Origin of the sequence: Metabacillus rhizosphaerae (genome assembly GCF_037201795.1) — a bacterium.
Lineage (GTDB): Bacteria > Bacillota > Bacilli > Bacillales > Bacillaceae > Metabacillus > Metabacillus rhizosphaerae.
This window is the reverse complement of record NZ_CP147403.1, coordinates 2891957-2909484: the sequence shown is the minus strand read 5'-3', so window position 1 is coordinate 2909484 and position 17528 is coordinate 2891957. Positions and strand designations below refer to the sequence as shown.

The 17528-nt window shown below is 33.6% G+C and carries 21 protein-coding genes; 7 read left to right on the top strand and 14 right to left on the bottom strand.

From position 1 onward, the window contains the following. Positions 1–42: 42 nt before the first annotated feature. On the bottom strand, positions 43–675 hold the full coding sequence (locus tag WCV66_RS14410; RefSeq protein ID WP_066334024.1) for a hypothetical protein: 633 nt from the start codon (positions 673–675) through the stop codon (positions 43–45). Between the two features lie 153 nt (positions 676–828). Between WCV66_RS14410 and WCV66_RS14405 the strand changes: the two genes are divergently transcribed. Continuing rightward, a complete protein-coding gene (locus tag WCV66_RS14405) occupies positions 829–1611 on the top strand; it encodes a hypothetical protein (protein ID WP_338785812.1) in 783 nt (260 codons plus the stop codon). A 195-nt stretch (positions 1612–1806) separates the two neighbouring features. Beyond that, positions 1807–1998 carry a hypothetical protein gene (locus WCV66_RS14400; RefSeq protein ID WP_338785811.1) on the top strand — a complete coding sequence of 64 codons (192 nt, stop codon included), beginning with the start codon at positions 1807–1809 and terminating at the stop codon, positions 1996–1998. Positions 1999–2304: 306 nt separating this feature from the next. Here WCV66_RS14400 and WCV66_RS14395 read toward each other — a convergent pair whose 3' ends face one another. From WCV66_RS14395 to WCV66_RS14385, 3 genes are all read right to left on the bottom strand, one after another. After that, positions 2305–2865: an AAA family ATPase gene (locus WCV66_RS14395; RefSeq protein ID WP_338785810.1), complete on the bottom strand. Its 561-nt coding sequence runs from the start codon at positions 2863–2865 to the stop codon at positions 2305–2307. A gap of 238 nt (positions 2866–3103) precedes the next feature. Continuing rightward, positions 3104–4153, bottom strand: a complete 1050-nt coding sequence (locus WCV66_RS14390) for an aldose epimerase family protein (RefSeq protein WP_338785809.1) — start codon at positions 4151–4153, stop codon at positions 3104–3106. Between the two features lie 122 nt (positions 4154–4275). Continuing rightward, positions 4276–5064 (bottom strand): alpha/beta hydrolase, encoded by a 789-nt coding sequence (locus WCV66_RS14385; RefSeq protein ID WP_338785808.1) that lies wholly within the window; start codon positions 5062–5064, stop codon positions 4276–4278. Positions 5065–5486: 422 nt separating this feature from the next. Between WCV66_RS14385 and WCV66_RS14380 the strand changes: the two genes are divergently transcribed. Together WCV66_RS14380 and WCV66_RS14375 are read left to right on the top strand one after the other, a co-directional pair. After that, the gene (locus WCV66_RS14380) at positions 5487–5693 is read left to right on the top strand and encodes an alpha/beta-type small acid-soluble spore protein (protein ID WP_066334046.1); all 207 of its coding nucleotides are present in this window, start codon (positions 5487–5489) and stop codon (positions 5691–5693) included. Positions 5694–5832: 139 nt separating this feature from the next. Continuing rightward, positions 5833–6015 carry a hypothetical protein gene (locus tag WCV66_RS14375; protein WP_338785807.1) on the top strand — a complete coding sequence of 61 codons (183 nt, stop codon included), beginning with the start codon at positions 5833–5835 and terminating at the stop codon, positions 6013–6015. A gap of 116 nt (positions 6016–6131) precedes the next feature. Here WCV66_RS14375 and WCV66_RS14370 read toward each other — a convergent pair whose 3' ends face one another. The 10 genes from WCV66_RS14370 to WCV66_RS14325 form a co-directional block, all read right to left on the bottom strand. Then, positions 6132–6755, bottom strand: coding sequence for a CAP domain-containing protein (locus tag WCV66_RS14370; RefSeq protein ID WP_338785806.1), 624 nt, complete (start codon positions 6753–6755; stop codon positions 6132–6134). Between the two features lie 132 nt (positions 6756–6887). Further along, positions 6888–7040, bottom strand: coding sequence for a hypothetical protein (locus WCV66_RS14365; RefSeq protein WP_338785805.1), 153 nt, complete (start codon positions 7038–7040; stop codon positions 6888–6890). A 5-nt stretch (positions 7041–7045) separates the two neighbouring features. Then, on the bottom strand, positions 7046–7219 hold the full coding sequence (locus WCV66_RS14360) for a hypothetical protein (protein WP_338785804.1): 174 nt from the start codon (positions 7217–7219) through the stop codon (positions 7046–7048). A 14-nt stretch (positions 7220–7233) separates the two neighbouring features. Beyond that, positions 7234–7995: a 2-amino-3,7-dideoxy-D-threo-hept-6-ulosonate synthase gene (locus WCV66_RS14355; protein ID WP_066334055.1), complete on the bottom strand. Its 762-nt coding sequence runs from the start codon at positions 7993–7995 to the stop codon at positions 7234–7236. 18 nt (positions 7996–8013) lie between these two features. Next, entirely contained in the window at positions 8014–9120 is a 1107-nt protein-coding gene (locus WCV66_RS14350; RefSeq protein ID WP_338785803.1) for a 3-dehydroquinate synthase II, read from the bottom strand. A gap of 21 nt (positions 9121–9141) precedes the next feature. Next, complete coding sequence (locus tag WCV66_RS14345) at positions 9142–10395, bottom strand: phenylacetate--CoA ligase family protein (RefSeq protein ID WP_338785802.1); 1254 nt, start codon at positions 10393–10395, stop codon at positions 9142–9144. Between the two features lie 16 nt (positions 10396–10411). Next, a complete protein-coding gene (locus WCV66_RS14340; protein WP_338785801.1) occupies positions 10412–11164 on the bottom strand; it encodes an amidohydrolase family protein in 753 nt (250 codons plus the stop codon). Between the two features lie 11 nt (positions 11165–11175). Continuing rightward, positions 11176–12510: a phenylacetate--CoA ligase family protein gene (locus WCV66_RS14335; RefSeq protein ID WP_338785800.1), complete on the bottom strand. Its 1335-nt coding sequence runs from the start codon at positions 12508–12510 to the stop codon at positions 11176–11178. Then, positions 12507–14657 carry a hypothetical protein gene (locus WCV66_RS14330; RefSeq protein WP_338785799.1) on the bottom strand — a complete coding sequence of 717 codons (2151 nt, stop codon included), beginning with the start codon at positions 14655–14657 and terminating at the stop codon, positions 12507–12509. The genes WCV66_RS14335 and WCV66_RS14330 overlap by 4 nt, the downstream gene beginning before the upstream one ends. A 2-nt stretch (positions 14658–14659) precedes the next feature. Then, positions 14660–15226 carry a hypothetical protein gene (locus tag WCV66_RS14325; protein WP_338785798.1) on the bottom strand — a complete coding sequence of 189 codons (567 nt, stop codon included), beginning with the start codon at positions 15224–15226 and terminating at the stop codon, positions 14660–14662. Between the two features lie 321 nt (positions 15227–15547). Here WCV66_RS14325 and WCV66_RS14320 point away from each other — a divergent pair, with 321 nt between their 5' ends. The 3 genes from WCV66_RS14320 (at position 15548) to WCV66_RS14310 (ending at position 17468) form a co-directional block, all read left to right on the top strand. Beyond that, entirely contained in the window at positions 15548–16720 is a 1173-nt protein-coding gene (locus tag WCV66_RS14320) for a DUF418 domain-containing protein (RefSeq protein ID WP_338785797.1), read from the top strand. A 114-nt stretch (positions 16721–16834) separates the two neighbouring features. Next, positions 16835–17014 (top strand): H-type small acid-soluble spore protein, encoded by a 180-nt coding sequence (locus WCV66_RS14315; RefSeq protein ID WP_338785796.1) that lies wholly within the window; start codon positions 16835–16837, stop codon positions 17012–17014. Positions 17015–17258: 244 nt separating this feature from the next. Further along, on the top strand, positions 17259–17468 hold the full coding sequence (locus tag WCV66_RS14310) for a cold-inducible protein YdjO-related protein (RefSeq protein ID WP_066334089.1): 210 nt from the start codon (positions 17259–17261) through the stop codon (positions 17466–17468). Positions 17469–17528: the final 60 nt, after the last annotated feature.

Sequence of the window (17528 nt, the reverse complement as noted above, 5' to 3'; positions counted from 1 at the left end):
CCTTTTTAAGGGGGGAATTTTTTCGCATTTAATAAAGATCATTTATTGCAAATCAAACTCAGATAATGAATCCATATGACTTGCAATCATAGCAATAATCGTACTAGCCTCTTCTTTACTAAAAATAAAATTAGTTTCATCTTTAATTAAATCATCATCGTCAGTCCGTATCCGATTGATGCGTCGAAGAACACCATCACCAGTTTCTTGTACGACACCAAATTGATACGTTACTTCTACTTCATCCTCATATGTAAAAGCTGTAACCTCAGGTGTCTCCCATTCAACATCAATTTCTTCAAATATATCCGAATCTATATCATCCGAATCCACTTCAAAAGACTCCTCATCCTCGTCATAATCGTCATTCATAAAAATATGAAAGCTTTCATGTACAGCATCAATAATGTCTTCTATATCTGAAAGAAGCGTTCTAGAGGTTTGCTCGTATTCAAAATCAAATGTTTCAATATAGAAGTCTTCATTATGAGGATCGAAAAACAATGTGCAAAAATAATCGCGATCATCATCTTCTGTCTCTACAAAAAATTCAATTCTTGGATGTTTTGCACCACGATCAATTGACATATGACCTACTTGATCATATTTTTCACAAATTGATTCAAGATGCTCCTGTAATTCACCACTTACACGGTCAAACCACTCTATACTCATCTCTCAACCACCTTTCTATTTTATCCTCACTAGTATGTCCTACCTGTTAAGAAATCCTACATTTTTATCTTTAGAAAAAATAGTGATCAAAACATTGGGTTAGCACATAAGCTATTAACATCATTTCCGTTTTTAATGAGAGGAGTGAAAATAATGGTCTATATAAAAAATCAAGAAAACCGTACATTATATAAACAAAGTTCAGAAATAAAAATAACTTCCAATCAAGATTCTTTTCGAAAAAATTATCTGCAGGAATTTATTAAGCAGCAGAGTAATATAAATTCCTCATTAAAAAATGCCTCAAATGAGGTAAATAATCTAGTAAACGAAACGAGAAATGAACAAGAACAATATTTTAACCATGTTTTAAAACAAATTGAACATCAGGAAAAACGGACAACACCACTAATTGAAAATATTACAAGACAAGAGCAAGCTTACAAAACATTGTTAGAGCGATTTGAAGCTATCGATGAATTTAATCATGAATTAATAAAAAAATATGATAATGAAGGATTAATAAATCAAGCGATTGTTGATCAGCTAACCATTCAGGATACAGCCATTCAACAACTTTCGAAAAAAATCGAACAATTCGGTGGTCTTCATCATAGTCTTAGCGATCAATTAGAGGAACAAAATACTATAAACGCTGATATACTAAAAACTCTTGAATTACAGGAATCTTTCCATAAAACGATTCTTGAACGACTAGAGCATCAAGAAGCATTAAACCAAAAGATGTCAAGAGATATAGACAATCTAAAAGCAACATTGTTTGAAAGATTTAATTATGTAGTCGAAAAAATCGAAGATAATTATAAACAAATAACAGGATTCGTTACACAACTTTTTACAAAGTCAGGCTTCTTCCACCATAGAATAACGGTTGAAAAAGACAAAAAAGAAAAGGAAACAATAACCTCGAAATAGACTAATTAAAAAGCTGATTCATATTGTCCTCTCTAAAGACATATGCTATCAGCTTTTTAAATTGCCATTGAGTAAATTATCGTTAATTATCTCCCTATTCCCATTATGTTTTGAAAAAACACTCATTTAACAAGATTTAAACTCCCATATAAGGTAAACCTAAAGAGGATTATATATAGAAATGGAGTGATAAGGTTGCCTAAAAAGTATCCTAACTTTGTAAACAGTGAATATTTTGTTGATGAGCCTGGTAACTGGCACTTAAAAGAGGGTGCACCTAAAGAGATTCAGAAGGAATTTGCAAATTATATGCAATCTCTAAATGTTATTCAAGATGAACCAGGGACAATTGATAGTATTCACGTGTCTTATCCATATGGGGATTAAGTTATATTTTAAAATTCTAAAGTAGGCTCTGTTACTTAGTTGGTGATAACCGCTTCAGCCTTTTCACACAACAAAGTGCAATAATCAACAGTGAGCTTTATATAATAAAAAACGCTATTATTAAAAATCAAGATATTTTGTTTAATCCCTTAATAACATATATTTTAATTTAATCTCAGACATTTTTTGGGGGTAAATTAGTAAGGATAGATGAGCAGAATAAAATATGCTCTATTTATCCTTTTTTTGGAGATAAACCAAATAACACCTGCAAGCAGGAGTATCCATTCCATCTATTTAGTCCTACTATAATTGAAATTTTTCTTTAATCATTTTTGCAACGTCTTCTGCACTTAAATTAGTATTGTTTATTTTAATGTAGTTTTCCTTTGTTATTTCCCCATCTTTTGAATTTAATCTATGTTTTTCCAAACTGGTTTTTAATTCGTTTTCTGACCACTTTATATTTCTTTTTGTCGGCTTATGTTCAAGTCTTTGGGGACTTTTGTTACGATCTATTCTTTCTTCAATATCTGCTTCAAGTTCTACAAAGTGAACACTTCCACCTTTAGATTCAAAAATATTACAGATTTTATCAACATAATCCCAATCAGCTTGCTGGTCAAATGCCCATACATAAGTAAAAATCAAACCATATAAATTACTTTTAGAAACTTCTTCAAATATTTCTTGGCGAAATAAGTTAACCAATCTTTTTCCTACTTCAGATCCATAACTAAAAAAAGGAGTAACGAACTCAATTGTCATATGATTATGAAAAAGTTTCAGTTCAGTTATTTTTTCTAATTCATGTCCAACGGTCATTTTACCAACTGCCTGTGGTCCAAATATTAAAATAAATTTCATATATCCTCCTTAAAAAATAAACATTTATTATAAAATAATTCTTTTTCAAACATACAAATTCCTTCTTCAACAAAACTGCACTACTTGAATAAGAAATAAATAAAAAAGTACACCACTATATAGAAGTGATGTACTTAATTTTTTTATGTGTGACATTAAAGATAAACACTTACTCTATTTATAAAAAGGTACATTCACCTATCCTTCATTTTACAGAGTATTAGAGCAGTTTTTTGTTTTAATCAGCTGTAGTAAATGTATACTTTGTTGTTGTTTTATACTTCTCTCCGACATCTAATATACACGGAGAAAATTCAGCATGATGAATTGAGTCTGGTAGCCCTTGAGTTTCTAAACATATTCCTAAATACTTTTTAGATTGGACATCTCGAATTTGAAAACTGTCATCCATCATATTTGACGTGTATATAACTACACTTGGTTCATCTGTTTCAACGATTAATTTTCTACCACTTTGTTCATCAAGCAATATAATCTCTTGATTATGATTTTCTTCTAGTACGAATGGATGGTCAATACCTTGACCTACTAATTTAACTTGATCATGGTCTGCTGTGATGCCTTCTTGAATTGTTTTACCTTTTCTAAAGTCAAAAGGTGTATTTTCAGTATCAAGAAAAGCACCAGTTGGAATTAATTGCTCACTTAGTTCAAGGAATTGTTTGCTTTTTAATTTTAATTTATGGGATAAGATATCTGTTTTTACATCACCACTTAAATTAAAATATGTATGATTAGTCAAATTAACCAATGTTTTCTTATCAGTTGTAGCAGCGTATGAAATTAACAATTCATTTTGATTATTTAATAGATACGTTACCTTAACAGATAAATTACCTGGATAACCAGCTTCCCCATCCTTGCTTAAATATGAAAATTCCACACCTACCTCATTTTCATGTTCCACAATTTCGGCTTTCCAAAGCTTTCGATCGAAGCCTTCTGGTCCACCGTGTAAATGATTGTCGCTTTCATTTTTGGGCAAGGTATAGGTTTTTCCATCTAAATCAAAACTTCCACTACTAATTCTTCCTGCAACACGCCCAACGACTGCGCCAAAATATGGAGAATTTTCTATATAATTATTTACATCATCAAAGCCAAGAACGACATTTTCAAATTCTCCTGCTTTATTAGGTGTTAGCACCTCTGTAATAATACAACCAAGGGAAATACAAGTTACTTTCATACCTTGATTATTTTGAAACGTAAATGAATATACTGGTTCTCCCTTATATTCTCCAAATTGTTTCCTTAAAATTTCCATGCTTCTCTCCTCCAGCTATAACGATTAGAATGTCTATATTTTTTTATTCCTCGGACTAGGAGCAAATAAAAAACTGCAATCTATATAATATTATTCATTTTTCTTTTATTTCCTGCTAAAATTCAAAGATTTTCTTTCATTGTGTCTAAGTTAAGAATATATTGGACAATTTCTTCATTTACTTGTTTCCATTTCTTTGTTGGTACTTGGTGATTGACATGTTTAAATAGGACAATGCGATAATCAGATGTTCTTTTTTTAAAGTAAGTATTGTATCGATTTATTGCATCTGACCTCGTTCCATCCATCCATAACAATGGTACGTTAATTTTACAAATATCTTCAATGATATTCATATGAAGGACCTCTTCATAATATCTATACCAAACACCTTGCTGTGATTTATTCATATGAGTAATAAGTAATTTTTTTAATTTATCATTTTTAGTATGACTCATTGCTAAAATATGTGTTAAAAGGTTTTTATGGTGATTAACCATATACATACCAAGCTTATGCTCCAATCTAAGAGAAGAATTTAATACAGCTGGATATCCTCCAAATAATATTAAGCCACCCACACGGTCTTGAAAATGAGAGCTAATATATTGTGCAATTGCACCACCTGCAGAATATCCACATAAAACTACTTTCTTTAATTTCAACTCATTAATAAGAGCAATTATTTCTTTGCTATAATATTCTATTGTTACTTCTTCACTAGTTATCTTCGAGCTATCTCCATGACCGGACAAATCTGGGAATATTACTCTCATGTCCCTGCTAAGATTTCGTTGATAATAGAAAACATGTCTTCCCATACCAGGTGGATGAATAAAGATAACAGGTATTCCTTCACCAATATCATCGTATGTTATATGCTTGCTTTTCTCGATAGTAACGCTTGCCACGATGTCAACTCCTAATAAATCATAATATTGATGCTATTATTCCACAACATTTTTCAGGTTAGCCAATAGATCCAAGAAAATGTCGTTCTTTCGTCTATCTTAAAATTGACTATATTTACCAGGTTAGCGGAAGAATAATTCAATTTAAACGTGAGATATTATTATCAACAACATCACAAAGATTATTAGCTTATGAAAAGGCACTTGTTTAAACTTGGTTATTGACTTCCGCTGCAGATGTCCAAACAAAGTGCCAAAATCATCAGTGAACTTCAGAACCTTAGAAAAAGAAAATAGTATAAAAATTAATCATTGAATCATAATAGTCCTAACTAATCACGGGTTAGCCTAGAAGGTTAAAAGCTTGGTGCAAATCCAACTTAACCCACCAAACAATTATTCATAAAGGAGATGGATTCAACATGGCAAGCAATGGTAATAACTCAAATCAACTAGTGGTACCTGGTGCTGCTCAGGCGATCGACCAAATGAAATATGAAATCGCTTCAGAATTTGGTGTAAACCTTGGTGGAGAAACAACATCTCGTGCAAATGGATCAGTTGGTGGAGAAATCACAAAACGTTTAGTTTCTTTTGCTCAATCACAAATGAGTGGCGGAGCAAGATAACAACTTCAATTTCATATAATTGGCAAAAAGGTACCTTAACTGGTACCTTTTTCATTTAAATTAAGGTCATGAAAAATAGGAAAAAGGTTATGATAGGGAAGAAACATAAACATAAAAGTTATCGGAGATGAAAGATGATATGGTAAACCAAAATTTTGATCAATTTATCAAGACTGAAGCAAAACATAAATCAGCTTATCTTGGTTCTGACCAACAACATTCACATGATAAAGCTAGACGTGAAGATGATATTAATACAAGGTCAGAAACAAATGTGTCTGTCGGAGCAGTTGGTAGGGATGTTTTTAAAAGAAACGATTAAATCTAGTTTTAATAATCAGAAACATAGGGGTGAATAACACCACCCCTTGTTTTTCTAATTTAGATTAATGCTCTAGCATTCAGTACAACAAGCCAACACTACTACTGTTTTTATGATTATCTCGCCTTAATAAACATCTGAACCCATGCACCATGATAAAACCCAACACCAATTGTATCAAATTCTGGCTTTAATATGTTTGCTCTATGACCTGATGAGTTCATCCATGCATTCATCACTTCTTGTGGAGTTTTTTGGCCTTTTGCAATGTTTTCTCCAGCATAGGAATAGCTTATTCCAAATGTTTTTAACATATCAAATGGTGAACCATAGTTTGGACTTGTATGAGAAAAATAATTTGAATTAATCATATCTTCAGCTTTTTTCTGGGCAACATTTTTCACATCAGCGCGATGTGTAAGAGGTCTTAATCCAGCTTTTGCTCTTTGTTGATTAACTAATTGTACAACCTGTTCTTCAAATCCACTTGGACTTGATGCAGTTGCTTTTAAGCGAATAACTTCTCCTACGTGCATATTTCTTGGTTCAACTGTTGGATTTAATTCCATAAGTTTTCTATAATCTAGTCCGTAACGCTGTGCTATGTACCAAAAAGTATCTCCTGGTGACACTTTATAAAATTCAAATGGTGGTTCTTTAAAGGTCTTGATTTGACCATGAGAAACAGTAGGTAGTGCTGTCATCAAAATGGTTGTAGCCAAGATTAGTTTTTTTAGCATTGTATTTCCTCCACTATTAATTGTATTTTTTACCACCATCCTATTTTGGCTTATTTTACAATTTGAATGCATACTTTCTAAAATAAATTAAATAAAAAGAGGCTGAACAAATAAATGTTCAACCTCCATACCTTATGGTCTTTGAATATTTAACGTATTTAACATTTCATTAACAGCTGCTTGAATGTCTTTAGACTGATTATTGCCGTCTAACGCAGTATTTATTTGATCCTTAAACGTTTTGACAGCTTTCTTAACAATTTGTTTATTTTCTTTATTTGCCATCGTTTTTATTCATCCCTTTCAGTTGCTCTGATTTTTTTATCGATTGGAATGTTTAAACCTAGATCTTTAAACATGTCAAAAACAGCAACTTGAATCTCTTCACCATTTGCTCCTTGTTGTTTTAATTTCTTTATTTTTTTAGCTAAATTTCCAATTCCTTGATTCATTTTATTATCCATATTCCACCTCGTGTTTATTGGTCTAAAATTGAACGAATGCTTTCACAAAGTTTTGTCGGGTTTTCAGCTTGAAAAATATTACGGCCTATTGAGATCCCGTTAGCACCAGCAGATACGGCATCGTCAATCATTGTTAACAAATCAGCATTTGAATTTAGTCGTTCACCACCAGCAATTAATACTGGAATTTTCACTCCAGTAACCACATCTTTAAATGACTCAGCTGATCCACTATAATTTACTTTTACAATATCTGCACCTAGCTCTTCTGCGACACGGGCTGCATGCCGAATACGATTTGGATCAAACTCATGTTCCTTCGAACCATCACGCACATACATCATCGCAAGTAATGGTAAACCCCATTTGTCACATTCTTCAGCAATTAAACCAACATCCCTTAACTGTTCTGCTTCAAACGGTGAACCTAAATTAACATGAGTCGAAATAGCTGTTGCCCCTAAACGAATCGAATGCTCAACAGAAGAAACGACTTCCTTACGATTTGCCTGTGCTTCAGGTGCTAGTGAAGTAGACGCAGATAAATGAATAATTAATTCACCTTTATTTGAACCAAGTGTATCCTTTAAATAACGAACAAGACCTTTATGAACGACTACTGCATCTGCACCACCTGCAAATACGGCTTTAACGGTTTCATTTATCTCAGCTAATCCTGTAACAGGACCAATTGTAATACCATGATCCAATGGGACAATTAATAACTTCTCAGAATGGTGGTATAGTTTCTTTAGACGTATTTCTTTTCCTGACATTAAGATTTCACCCTCCCTCTATTTTTCAATAATTGTTTCACTTACTTTAACCCCTACATGCCTTCCTGGTTCACATACATAGGCAAGTAACTCATCACCAGGTTGAATCGTTGACGCATTTCGAGGTTTTCCATCAGCACTCATAATCCGGATGTGCCAGTCATCTTGAACAATGACATTTAATTCGCGATCTCCAACATTTCCTTTTATCAATAACATTGGGCGTACCTCTGTTTTAATCCGACCAACTGTTAAAACTCGAGTTTCCCCCTTTGTATTAACACAAAGAACTTTATCTCCAGCTTTCAAATCACTTAAATACTCAGCAGCGTCTTCTGGCTGCCAAACGTATGAGTGAACAGCACCAGCATTTACACGGAAAGGTCTTAAGTTCATATAAGGGAGATAATGTGTCTCAGAGCAAACAAATACTCCTCCACCAGATGTAGAACCAATGATCATCCCTTCATCTTGAGTCATGATTCCTGTTGTATCAATACATGCTCGAACTCCCATACCTGCATGCATTACTTCAGTGACGACCATTGGATGCAATTCTAAATTAGGCAAAGATTGCTTCGACATAAATGTAGTTAGTCGTTTAACCTCATCAATATCAGATGTAGTAAACAGAACACCATCACTACCCTTTTCTAGCGTTCCATAAGCAATCTCGGTATCAATCGCCGTGTTTACAGCACGTAATAAAATTGTGTTGCTTTCTTCTAATCTAGCAATAATTAATTCAAGTGGAATGTTTGTCGGTAGGTCAAAATCTACTGCAGCAAAGTCATAATTACTTGCTTCTCTTGAACATCGTTCTAGCATTTCTCGATTATCTACTGAATAAAAAATACATGTTTTATAGCCTGATTTTTTAGCATTTGTTAAAATTTCTTGATCATCAGAAAACACAACATCACCTGTTGGCACCTGTTCAAGCTCTTCGTTCTCTGTTACTTCTGTAATAAAGGATATTTTTTGAGGAAAGTATCCATCCTGACGCTGTTTTAATGAAACCAATACTTTATCAATAGGAGAATGATTAATTAACTCCCATACATCCATATTTTCAACTGAAACTCCTCTACCGTCATACCAAACTTGTCTTGCTTTTTGTTGCATACAATAATTGCTCCTTCCAATTTAAAAAATTTTTATTTGTGTTAATAGGCTTTGTGTTTCTTTTTGAGTTAAATAATAGCGAGGCTTCGCCTTCATACCAAAGGATAAAGGATCCTTCCGATCATAAAGGGTTCCTTTTTCTAAAAGGAAGATTGAGAGGTCTATACCGTAGGCAGTTTTAAGTGAGTCAATATATTCCTTTGGCACCATATTATGCTCAGATTCTTGTTCGACAAATAGATAGAGGTGATTTTTCCAATTACCAACCGACCAAAATCGTCTTGCAGGTAATTTGGATATGATTTTTTCGACTTCATACAAATCAAATTGGACGGAATTTATTGTGATCATGTCATCTTTTCTTCCTCGAATAACAAATGAACAGCTAGCTCCACATAAACATTTGCTATGTTTAACCTGAGCAATATCTCCTGTAGCATAGCGTATCATCGGGGTGGCTCGTTTTCGTAATGTAGTAACAACTAAGTTACCACATTCACCATCGTTTACTTCTGTTTGAAAGTCATCTTGTAAAACCTCAATGTGAAAGCAATCATCGAACAAATGCATCTGTTGGGAAGGACAATCAATCATTGCTGTTCCAATCTCTGTCATTCCATAATTATCAAATACTGGGACACCCCAAATGCCTTCTATTAAAGATCTTCTGTACGGTGTTAATGGTTCACCAGCTGTACAAATGGCCCTTAGGAATGGAAAGTCCGTTTTTGGGTTTAACCCCTGCATTTCCGCTACTTCTGCTAGCATAATTGCTTGTAAGGAAATACACGCAAGCACGGTTACATTTAAATTCCTTAATAAATTGATCACTTTTGGCATAGGTGTTACCGTTGTGCGACTATCTGCAGGTATGACACATCCTCTTTGTTTTTGCACAGTTCGATGCATAAAGTGTGAGATCGTTGAGAGAGCATATGGAAAACGGATGAGGACAATGTCTTCCTGGTTAAAATTAACACCACATGTCGCGATCCGGCTCGTAATTTCATCTAAATCTTTATCGCTATACCATACAGAAACGGGTTGGCCAGTTGTTCCAGATGATTCATGATACTGAGATAAAGATTCTGCCTGACTTGGCAAAAGTCCATAAGGTGATTGTGAGCGCAAATCATTTTTGGTTGTAAAAGGAATGTGGGCTAAATCAGCAAGTGACTTTATTGGTAGCTGTGGAATACGATTTGAATAATAATTGGACGTTTTGGCGTATGCAAGCACTTCGTTTAATGCTGCCATCTTCTTATGTGTGTCCATGTAAACACACCCTTTATTACATCTGTAGAAGATGTTTAATATTTTTACTTAAAACTTGTTCACGTTCATTGTCGGTTATTTGCAATCTTAAAATTTTTTCTAACTCAATTGCAGGGTGTGAAAGAGGGTATTCTGAGCCGAAAATCACCTTTGAAGCGCCAAGCTTCTTTACAGTTTCCTGAATATGAAGATAGTTACCTGTGGATGTTTCCAAATAGAAGTTAGGAAGTGTTCTTGCAGCCTCAACAGCTTCTTGATCAGCTGGACCAAAACCCATATGACCTATGATAAAATTGGTTTTTGGAAATTGCTTTGCTAGCTGAACAAATTTAGCTGTTGACGCACCAGGGCTGTATACGACATGAGAATAAACAGGGAAACCGTACTCACCACAAAGGGAGGCTAAGGAAGTAACACCTTTTGATGCAAATGAAAATTGATGAGATAAAGGAGAGAGCTTAAGTCCTTTAAATCCAAGCTTGAGACCATTTTCTAATTGTTCACTCACATCTTTATCATGTGGGTTAATACAAATAAACCCTTGGATGTTTTTATTCGTTTTAATTGCATTTTCAACGTAATGATTATCAGGGACTGGATTATCTGGTTTGGATTTACCTGTAATATAATCCGTCATTTTTCGAACATCTAGCATAGCTCCTGGAACCGCTACACCTTGATCAATCCCTGCTTCTTTTATTAGCTTTATATACGTTTCTGTGTTTCCATACTCTGTGTCTGATAAATGCGTATGTGCATCAATAATCAATATCTTCACCTCTATTCATAAACAACTCTGACTGTCTTTCCTTGTGGACGTGGTAGCTTTTCAACAAATTCAAAAGCAAATGGAATGCCTGATGCGAATTCCATTCTACTAGCTAAGGAATCTGCTAAATGCTCTGAGGGCTCAACAGTTTCTGCAAGCTCACAACGTACGTTAATAACGTCATTGTCTCCTTCTTTTTTCAAAACAAATTCAAACCAGTTTCCGATTTCAGGCTCACGCATTAAAAATTCTTCAAGGTAAAAAGGTGATAAAGATGTGCCATTGTAGCTAATTTGGTCAACAACTCTTCCTCGCAAATAAAACTTCGGCATAGTTACTCCACATGAACAAGATTCCGATTCAATATATCCTAGATCACCAGTACGGAAACGTAAAATCGGTGTATCGTAGCGAAGCGCACTTGTTACAACAATTTCTCCAATTTCACCCTCATCTAGTGATTCTCCAGTTTTGGGATCAACAATTTCAACAATTGCATGTGCTTGTGCTAAATGGTATCCATCATGTGCATCACATTCAATACCTAATACACCAGATTCAAGACTTCCATAAAAGAAGTTAGCGGTCACCCCCCATAATTCTTCAAGGCGTTGACGAAAAGAAGGAGAACAGCCTTCACCAGTAATCCATAATTTCTTTAACTGTAGCGTTTTTAAATCGAAGTTTTGTTCACTCGCTTCCTCTGCCAAAAGCATTGCCCATGATGGAGTGGTAATCACAATGTTTGGTGTTAAATCGCGAATCATTTTTAATGTTTTCTTAGGGGTTGAATACGCTCCACCCTTCCCTGCTGGGATGACAGTTGCTTCACAGCCTTCCATAAATGTTTTATGAAATGCTAAACCCGCTGCACTCATTTCATATGGAAGTGCATTTAAACAAACATCGCCAGGATCTACTGGAAATAATTCAGGATATCTCGGGGCTAGATCATGCAAGTAGTAGTCATTCCACGTATACATCATATAAATTTCTTCTCCACCTGTGGTGCCAGTTGATACTTGAACAAGTGCAATTTCCTGTTTGTCACATGTTAAAAGAATATATGGTTTGCCTCGAAGCTCATCTTTAGTTAAGAAAGGTAATTTACTTAAGTCACTTATTTGTTGAATATCAGTCGGTTTCACATTAACCTCATCAAGCTTTTCCCGATAAAAACCATTTTTTTCATATGCCTTTAGAACAATTTGTTTAAGTGATTCAAGATGATATTGTTCTATCTGTTCTGCTGACATTTTATCTGGATGGAGGGTCCCATCAAAGAATTTGGTAATGGTTAAAGGCATACTCACTTTTTTTAGTTTTTTTTCAAACAACGAACTCATTCTTTATTAACCCCCTGACTTACTAGTCGTTGCGCATATTTAGATTCAGGAGCCACTTTTAAGAGTGTTATAAATGTTTTTTCAGCTTTATCTAGGAAACTCGTTTTTTTATATAATTGTCCTAAATCAAATAAAAGCTTTACATATTGTTCATGTGAAATTGGAGGTTTTTCACGATTACTTTCATATGCAGATTTTACAGCGTTAAGGTCTTTTATTGCTTTATCACTTGAATGGAAGAAGCCCTCTGGTAAGGCATGATAGATTGAACCTCTTAAATATAATAATTCAGGATTATCTGTCTTAATTGATGTTTTTAAGATCTTTAATGCTTTAATCGTTTCTCCGAACATTTCTTGGGGGTCACTTGCATGCTTGCCCATTAAAGCAGCTGATGCCGCGTAATACGTGTTCGCAACTTCACAATTTGGATATGCTTTCAGCGCATTTTCCCAAGCTTCTAAGCTTTGCTTTGCAGCTTTTTTGCTCCCTTTTGCACCTAGATAATGAAGTTCTTTCGCCATGTTATAAAATTGATCTTTATTTGATGTTGAATATTTAGAAAGATTTATCTCTTGAAAAGCATACACTTCTCTCTTGTCATACACTTTTTGCTGCATTACCTCACTTAAACTAGTTTTAGTTTTTAATAACCTGTTCCATGTTTCATTTGCTTCCGCTATCATCTCAAGCCTTTCATAGGCACAACCTAGGTCAAATAAAAGCTGGTGATAGGTTTCCTCTGTTAAATAGGTAGGATCATTCTCATATTCTTTTAAGAGGTACTCAATATCACTTACAGCTGTAGCTGCACGTCTAAAAAAGTTTTCTGGTAAACGTAAACTGTGATTTGCACGGACAAGTCGGAGATCACGATTAGAAGGGTATTCATTTACAAGACTATCCATAGCTTTCAATGATTTTATCGCACTGCCAAACATATCATACGTGTTTATCGAATCTCTTCCTAGCATTGACTGCACATCTAAGTAAGCCATTTCAACCTCAGGTGCAGAATTCGTTAATACAAAGTTTTCAAAGAATTCGATTGCCTCTTGCACTTCAAGTGAACTACCATTTAATGCTCTTTCATAGATATTAATGGCTTCATCAGTTAGTCCTTTACCCTTGCTGTTTTTTTTTGCCTTTGTTGAAGATTTAGATGAAGATTGTTTACTAGATGTTGAGTTTCCTTTTACCTTACCTTCACCATTTACAGTTTTCAATTTATTTTGAAACATGCTTGCTTTTTCAAGTTGATTCGATCGTTTGCATGCCTCAATTACATTTTTTAATACTTCGTTATATTCACTTTCAGTAAGAATGGAAGAGTCTTTTTCATAAGCCTGGACTAAAAATGAAAAATCTTCAATTGCAGTACTAGTTCGTTGAAAATACATTTCAGGTAATCGAAAAGAAACATTTCCTCTTAACAGTCTAGCAATTACTAGATTTGGAGCTGATTCAACTACTGCATCTAACAGCTTCAAGCCTTCTAATGCATACTTCATTTTATCTGTTACACTATTTGCATCTCTTCCAAGTAAAGTAGTAGCACTGCCTAAATAAGCTTGGATTTCTAAATTATTTTTATCTTGCTTTGCTAAATCTTTTAATGAGTTATATGCACTATTAACTGCTTGCTTGTTTCCCATTATCCCCTCATTGTGTAATTCAATAGCTGCATTTAATGGCTCATTTTGTGAAATTGAAACTTTACTTGACACTTGTGATTGCTGATTGTTTACGTTCTTTTCTCTTGTTTGATTAGAATAAGACCCATTGACCTTAGATTTGTTGCTTTTATTTGAGTTCTCTGTTTTGATGGAATTGTTTTGATTACTGAAAGATTGCTCTTGATCTTGAACTAATATATCTACAAGTTCATCTACTAATGCTTCTAATGATAACTGAATTTGTGCTGGTATTGACTCTGGGCTAGGAATTTGAACAGGTTCATCCACTACTTCATCTACTAGTTGTTGTACCCGTTCATGTACTAGTTCTTTTACAGGCTCTAGTACTGCTGCTACTTCTTGTTTTGGTTCTATTTCTCTTAAAACATTTTCTGGTCTAATATACGGGTTTGATTTTATTAAAGTTGAAATTAAATTTTGTCGGTACTGTGTTCTAACCTTTTTTCCCACATTTATTCACCCCCTGTTTTCTTTGCTTCTGCAACAAGCTTTTTATATTTGCTATTATTTAAACTTAATAGTTTATTCCAAGTTTCTTCAGCACGTATGGAGTCGCCTACTGTCTGATAAGCCTTACCTAGTTTTAGTAAAATTTCATGATATTGATCTTTCGTGATATCTCGATTATTATTTTCAAAAGCTTTGATTAAATAATTAAAATCTTCTATGGCAGTTTTTGTACGTTTAAAGTAGACTTCAGGTAATCGTAATGCTACGTTTCCTCGTAATAGACGAATTTCTACATTATCTTCATCTAATTTAATTGCTTGATCAAGAGCTTTTATTCCTCTTTTACCATAGTTTGATTTTTCATTTATATCGGAATGGTCCCTTGCGATTAAAGCTGATGAGCTTCCGAAGTAAGCTTCTACTAATGGATGATTATTTACCTGGAGCTTAATGTTTTTCAAGCTTTCATATGCCTTTTGTGCTGCTTGCTTATCACCATTAATACCTTTTTTGTGAAGAGTAATGGCTTTTTCAAAATCTTTCTTCCAGTCATTATTTCCATTTGCCAAATTCTTGCACCTCCTTTGTTAATTTCACAATTAAAAGTCGTGCACTACAAGTTTTTTTTACACTTTGTAGTTTTTAAATACATTTACACTTTATGTTGTAGGAATGGTATGGTGATAGACTATAATGGAAAAGTATAATTTTGATGATAGAATCCAATTAGGAAGCGCTTTCAAAATATTGATAGTCATTGTCTAAATGACTTTGTGTAGTCTATTAACCCTTTTATTATAAACTTAAGTAAAATGTGTGACCTAGTTGAAAGACTAATAGACTTAGTGAGAAATGAGCAATTTAAAGTTTGAGGAAGGTGGTTTATCTATATGACTGATAAAAGTAGTAGGATTTTGTTATTGGATATTATACGAGGTGTTGCCCTTCTAGGTATATTACTTGTCAATATGCGAACCTTTCATTCACCAGATTTTTTGAAGACTTATTATGGAATCACTACCACCTATCATGGTGCTGACCATTTTCTATCACTATTTTACCAGTTGTTTATTCAAATGAAATTTTATCCAATATTCGCTTTTCTTTTTGGATTAGGCTTCTATTTATTCATCATGAAAACAAATGGTCTATCCCTATTCATTAAAAGAATGATCTTTTTACTTATGATAGGTCTTATTCATCTTATTTTTCTTTGGTACGGAGATATTTTGCACCTTTATGCGGTAACGGGCCTTTTACTTTTATTTTTTCATAAGCTTTCAAGCAAAAAAATCCTTTACTGGGCCTTTGCTTTCCTAACTTTTTATCATGTATTACTTGGTGCAAGTGTATTCTTACCTACTGATTCTGGTTTCGATCAACATCTTATTATAAAAAAGATAGATACATACTCAATAATTTATGAGGACGCTACTTATAAAGAATGGCTTTTTTATAGAATTAAGATAGAGGTATTACCAATTCTCACACAGCTACCAATAGCAATGGTCCCAATTTTAGGTATGTTTTTATTAGGGTTGTATGCGGGAAAGCAGAAGTTATTTGTTTATAATGATTCAAATCGATTGCAAATTAAGACATTGTGTAAATGGAGTTTTCTTATGAGTTTACCGATTATTTTTGCTAATGGATTGATTTTGTCGGATTTAAATATAAGTCCTGTTTGGGAAGCACTTACCCATTTCCTTACAAGTCTCAGCGGGATAACACTTTGCATTTTTTATATGAGTTCGCTCTATTTGCTTATAGAACATACAACTTTCAAGAAACGTTTTATACCCTTTAGCTATGTAGGACGTATGGCTTTAACAAATTATTTACTTCAAACAATTGTTTCGCTTTGTTTTTTCCGCGTTTTTCATCTATATGAAAAAATCAACTTAGTTGAGGGAACATTTTTCAGTTTTTTGTTATTTTCTTCTCAAGTACTGTTTAGCTACTTCTGGCTTACATATTTTCAAATTGGACCCGTTGAGTGGCTTTGGCGTTCATTTACTTATGGAAAATTCGTCCCTTTTAAAAAGGCTAAACAAAGATCATAATTATAGTAATATCCACTTAATTAACAAAATGTAGTTAATTGAATGCCTGTTTGTAGGATAAAAAACCTATTTTATGTAAAAAATAAAATGATAATTTAATTAGGAGGTTTTTTAATGGATATGAATCGGGTTAGACAAATTCTCTCTTCTTCAGCTGATATTAAAGTAATGTACAATGGTAGTTCGATATGGATTGATGAATTGCACGAAGATCAAGAAATGGTTACATGCCATTTAAGAGGACCACTTGAGGAAAGAACACAAGTAGCAGTATCAGAGTTGATTGAGGAGTAATACGGAATATATAGCTTAAACAAAAGGGTTTGACTCTTTTGTTTTTTTCATTAAACAGTACTTTTCACTTATTCCAACAATATTCATGAAATTCATATTCAAAACTCCTTTTTTAAATGAATAGAGATATTGTATATTGAATAATGGAAAATTGGAAAGAATTTGTTACGTATAATACATATTGTTAAGAAAAATGTGTATAATGTATGTAGTACTAAATCTCCTTACTAAAGGATGTGTTTAAATGAGATTTCAACAGCAAGTTGAAAAACCACCAGAGGTAACATTAAAGATATGGACTTGTGCCTCAGAAGACTGTAATGGTTGGATGAGAGACAATTTTAAATCTGACGAAAAGCCAAATTGTCCACTTTGTGGACACACTATGGTTGAAGATGAACGTACATTACCTGTTTTAGAAAATTTTTCTGCAGTTAGCTTAAAAAAAGAATAATCAGATAAACATCAAAGAACAAAAGCGTAAGCTCCTCGTTCAGCCTAGAGCAAATAAAAC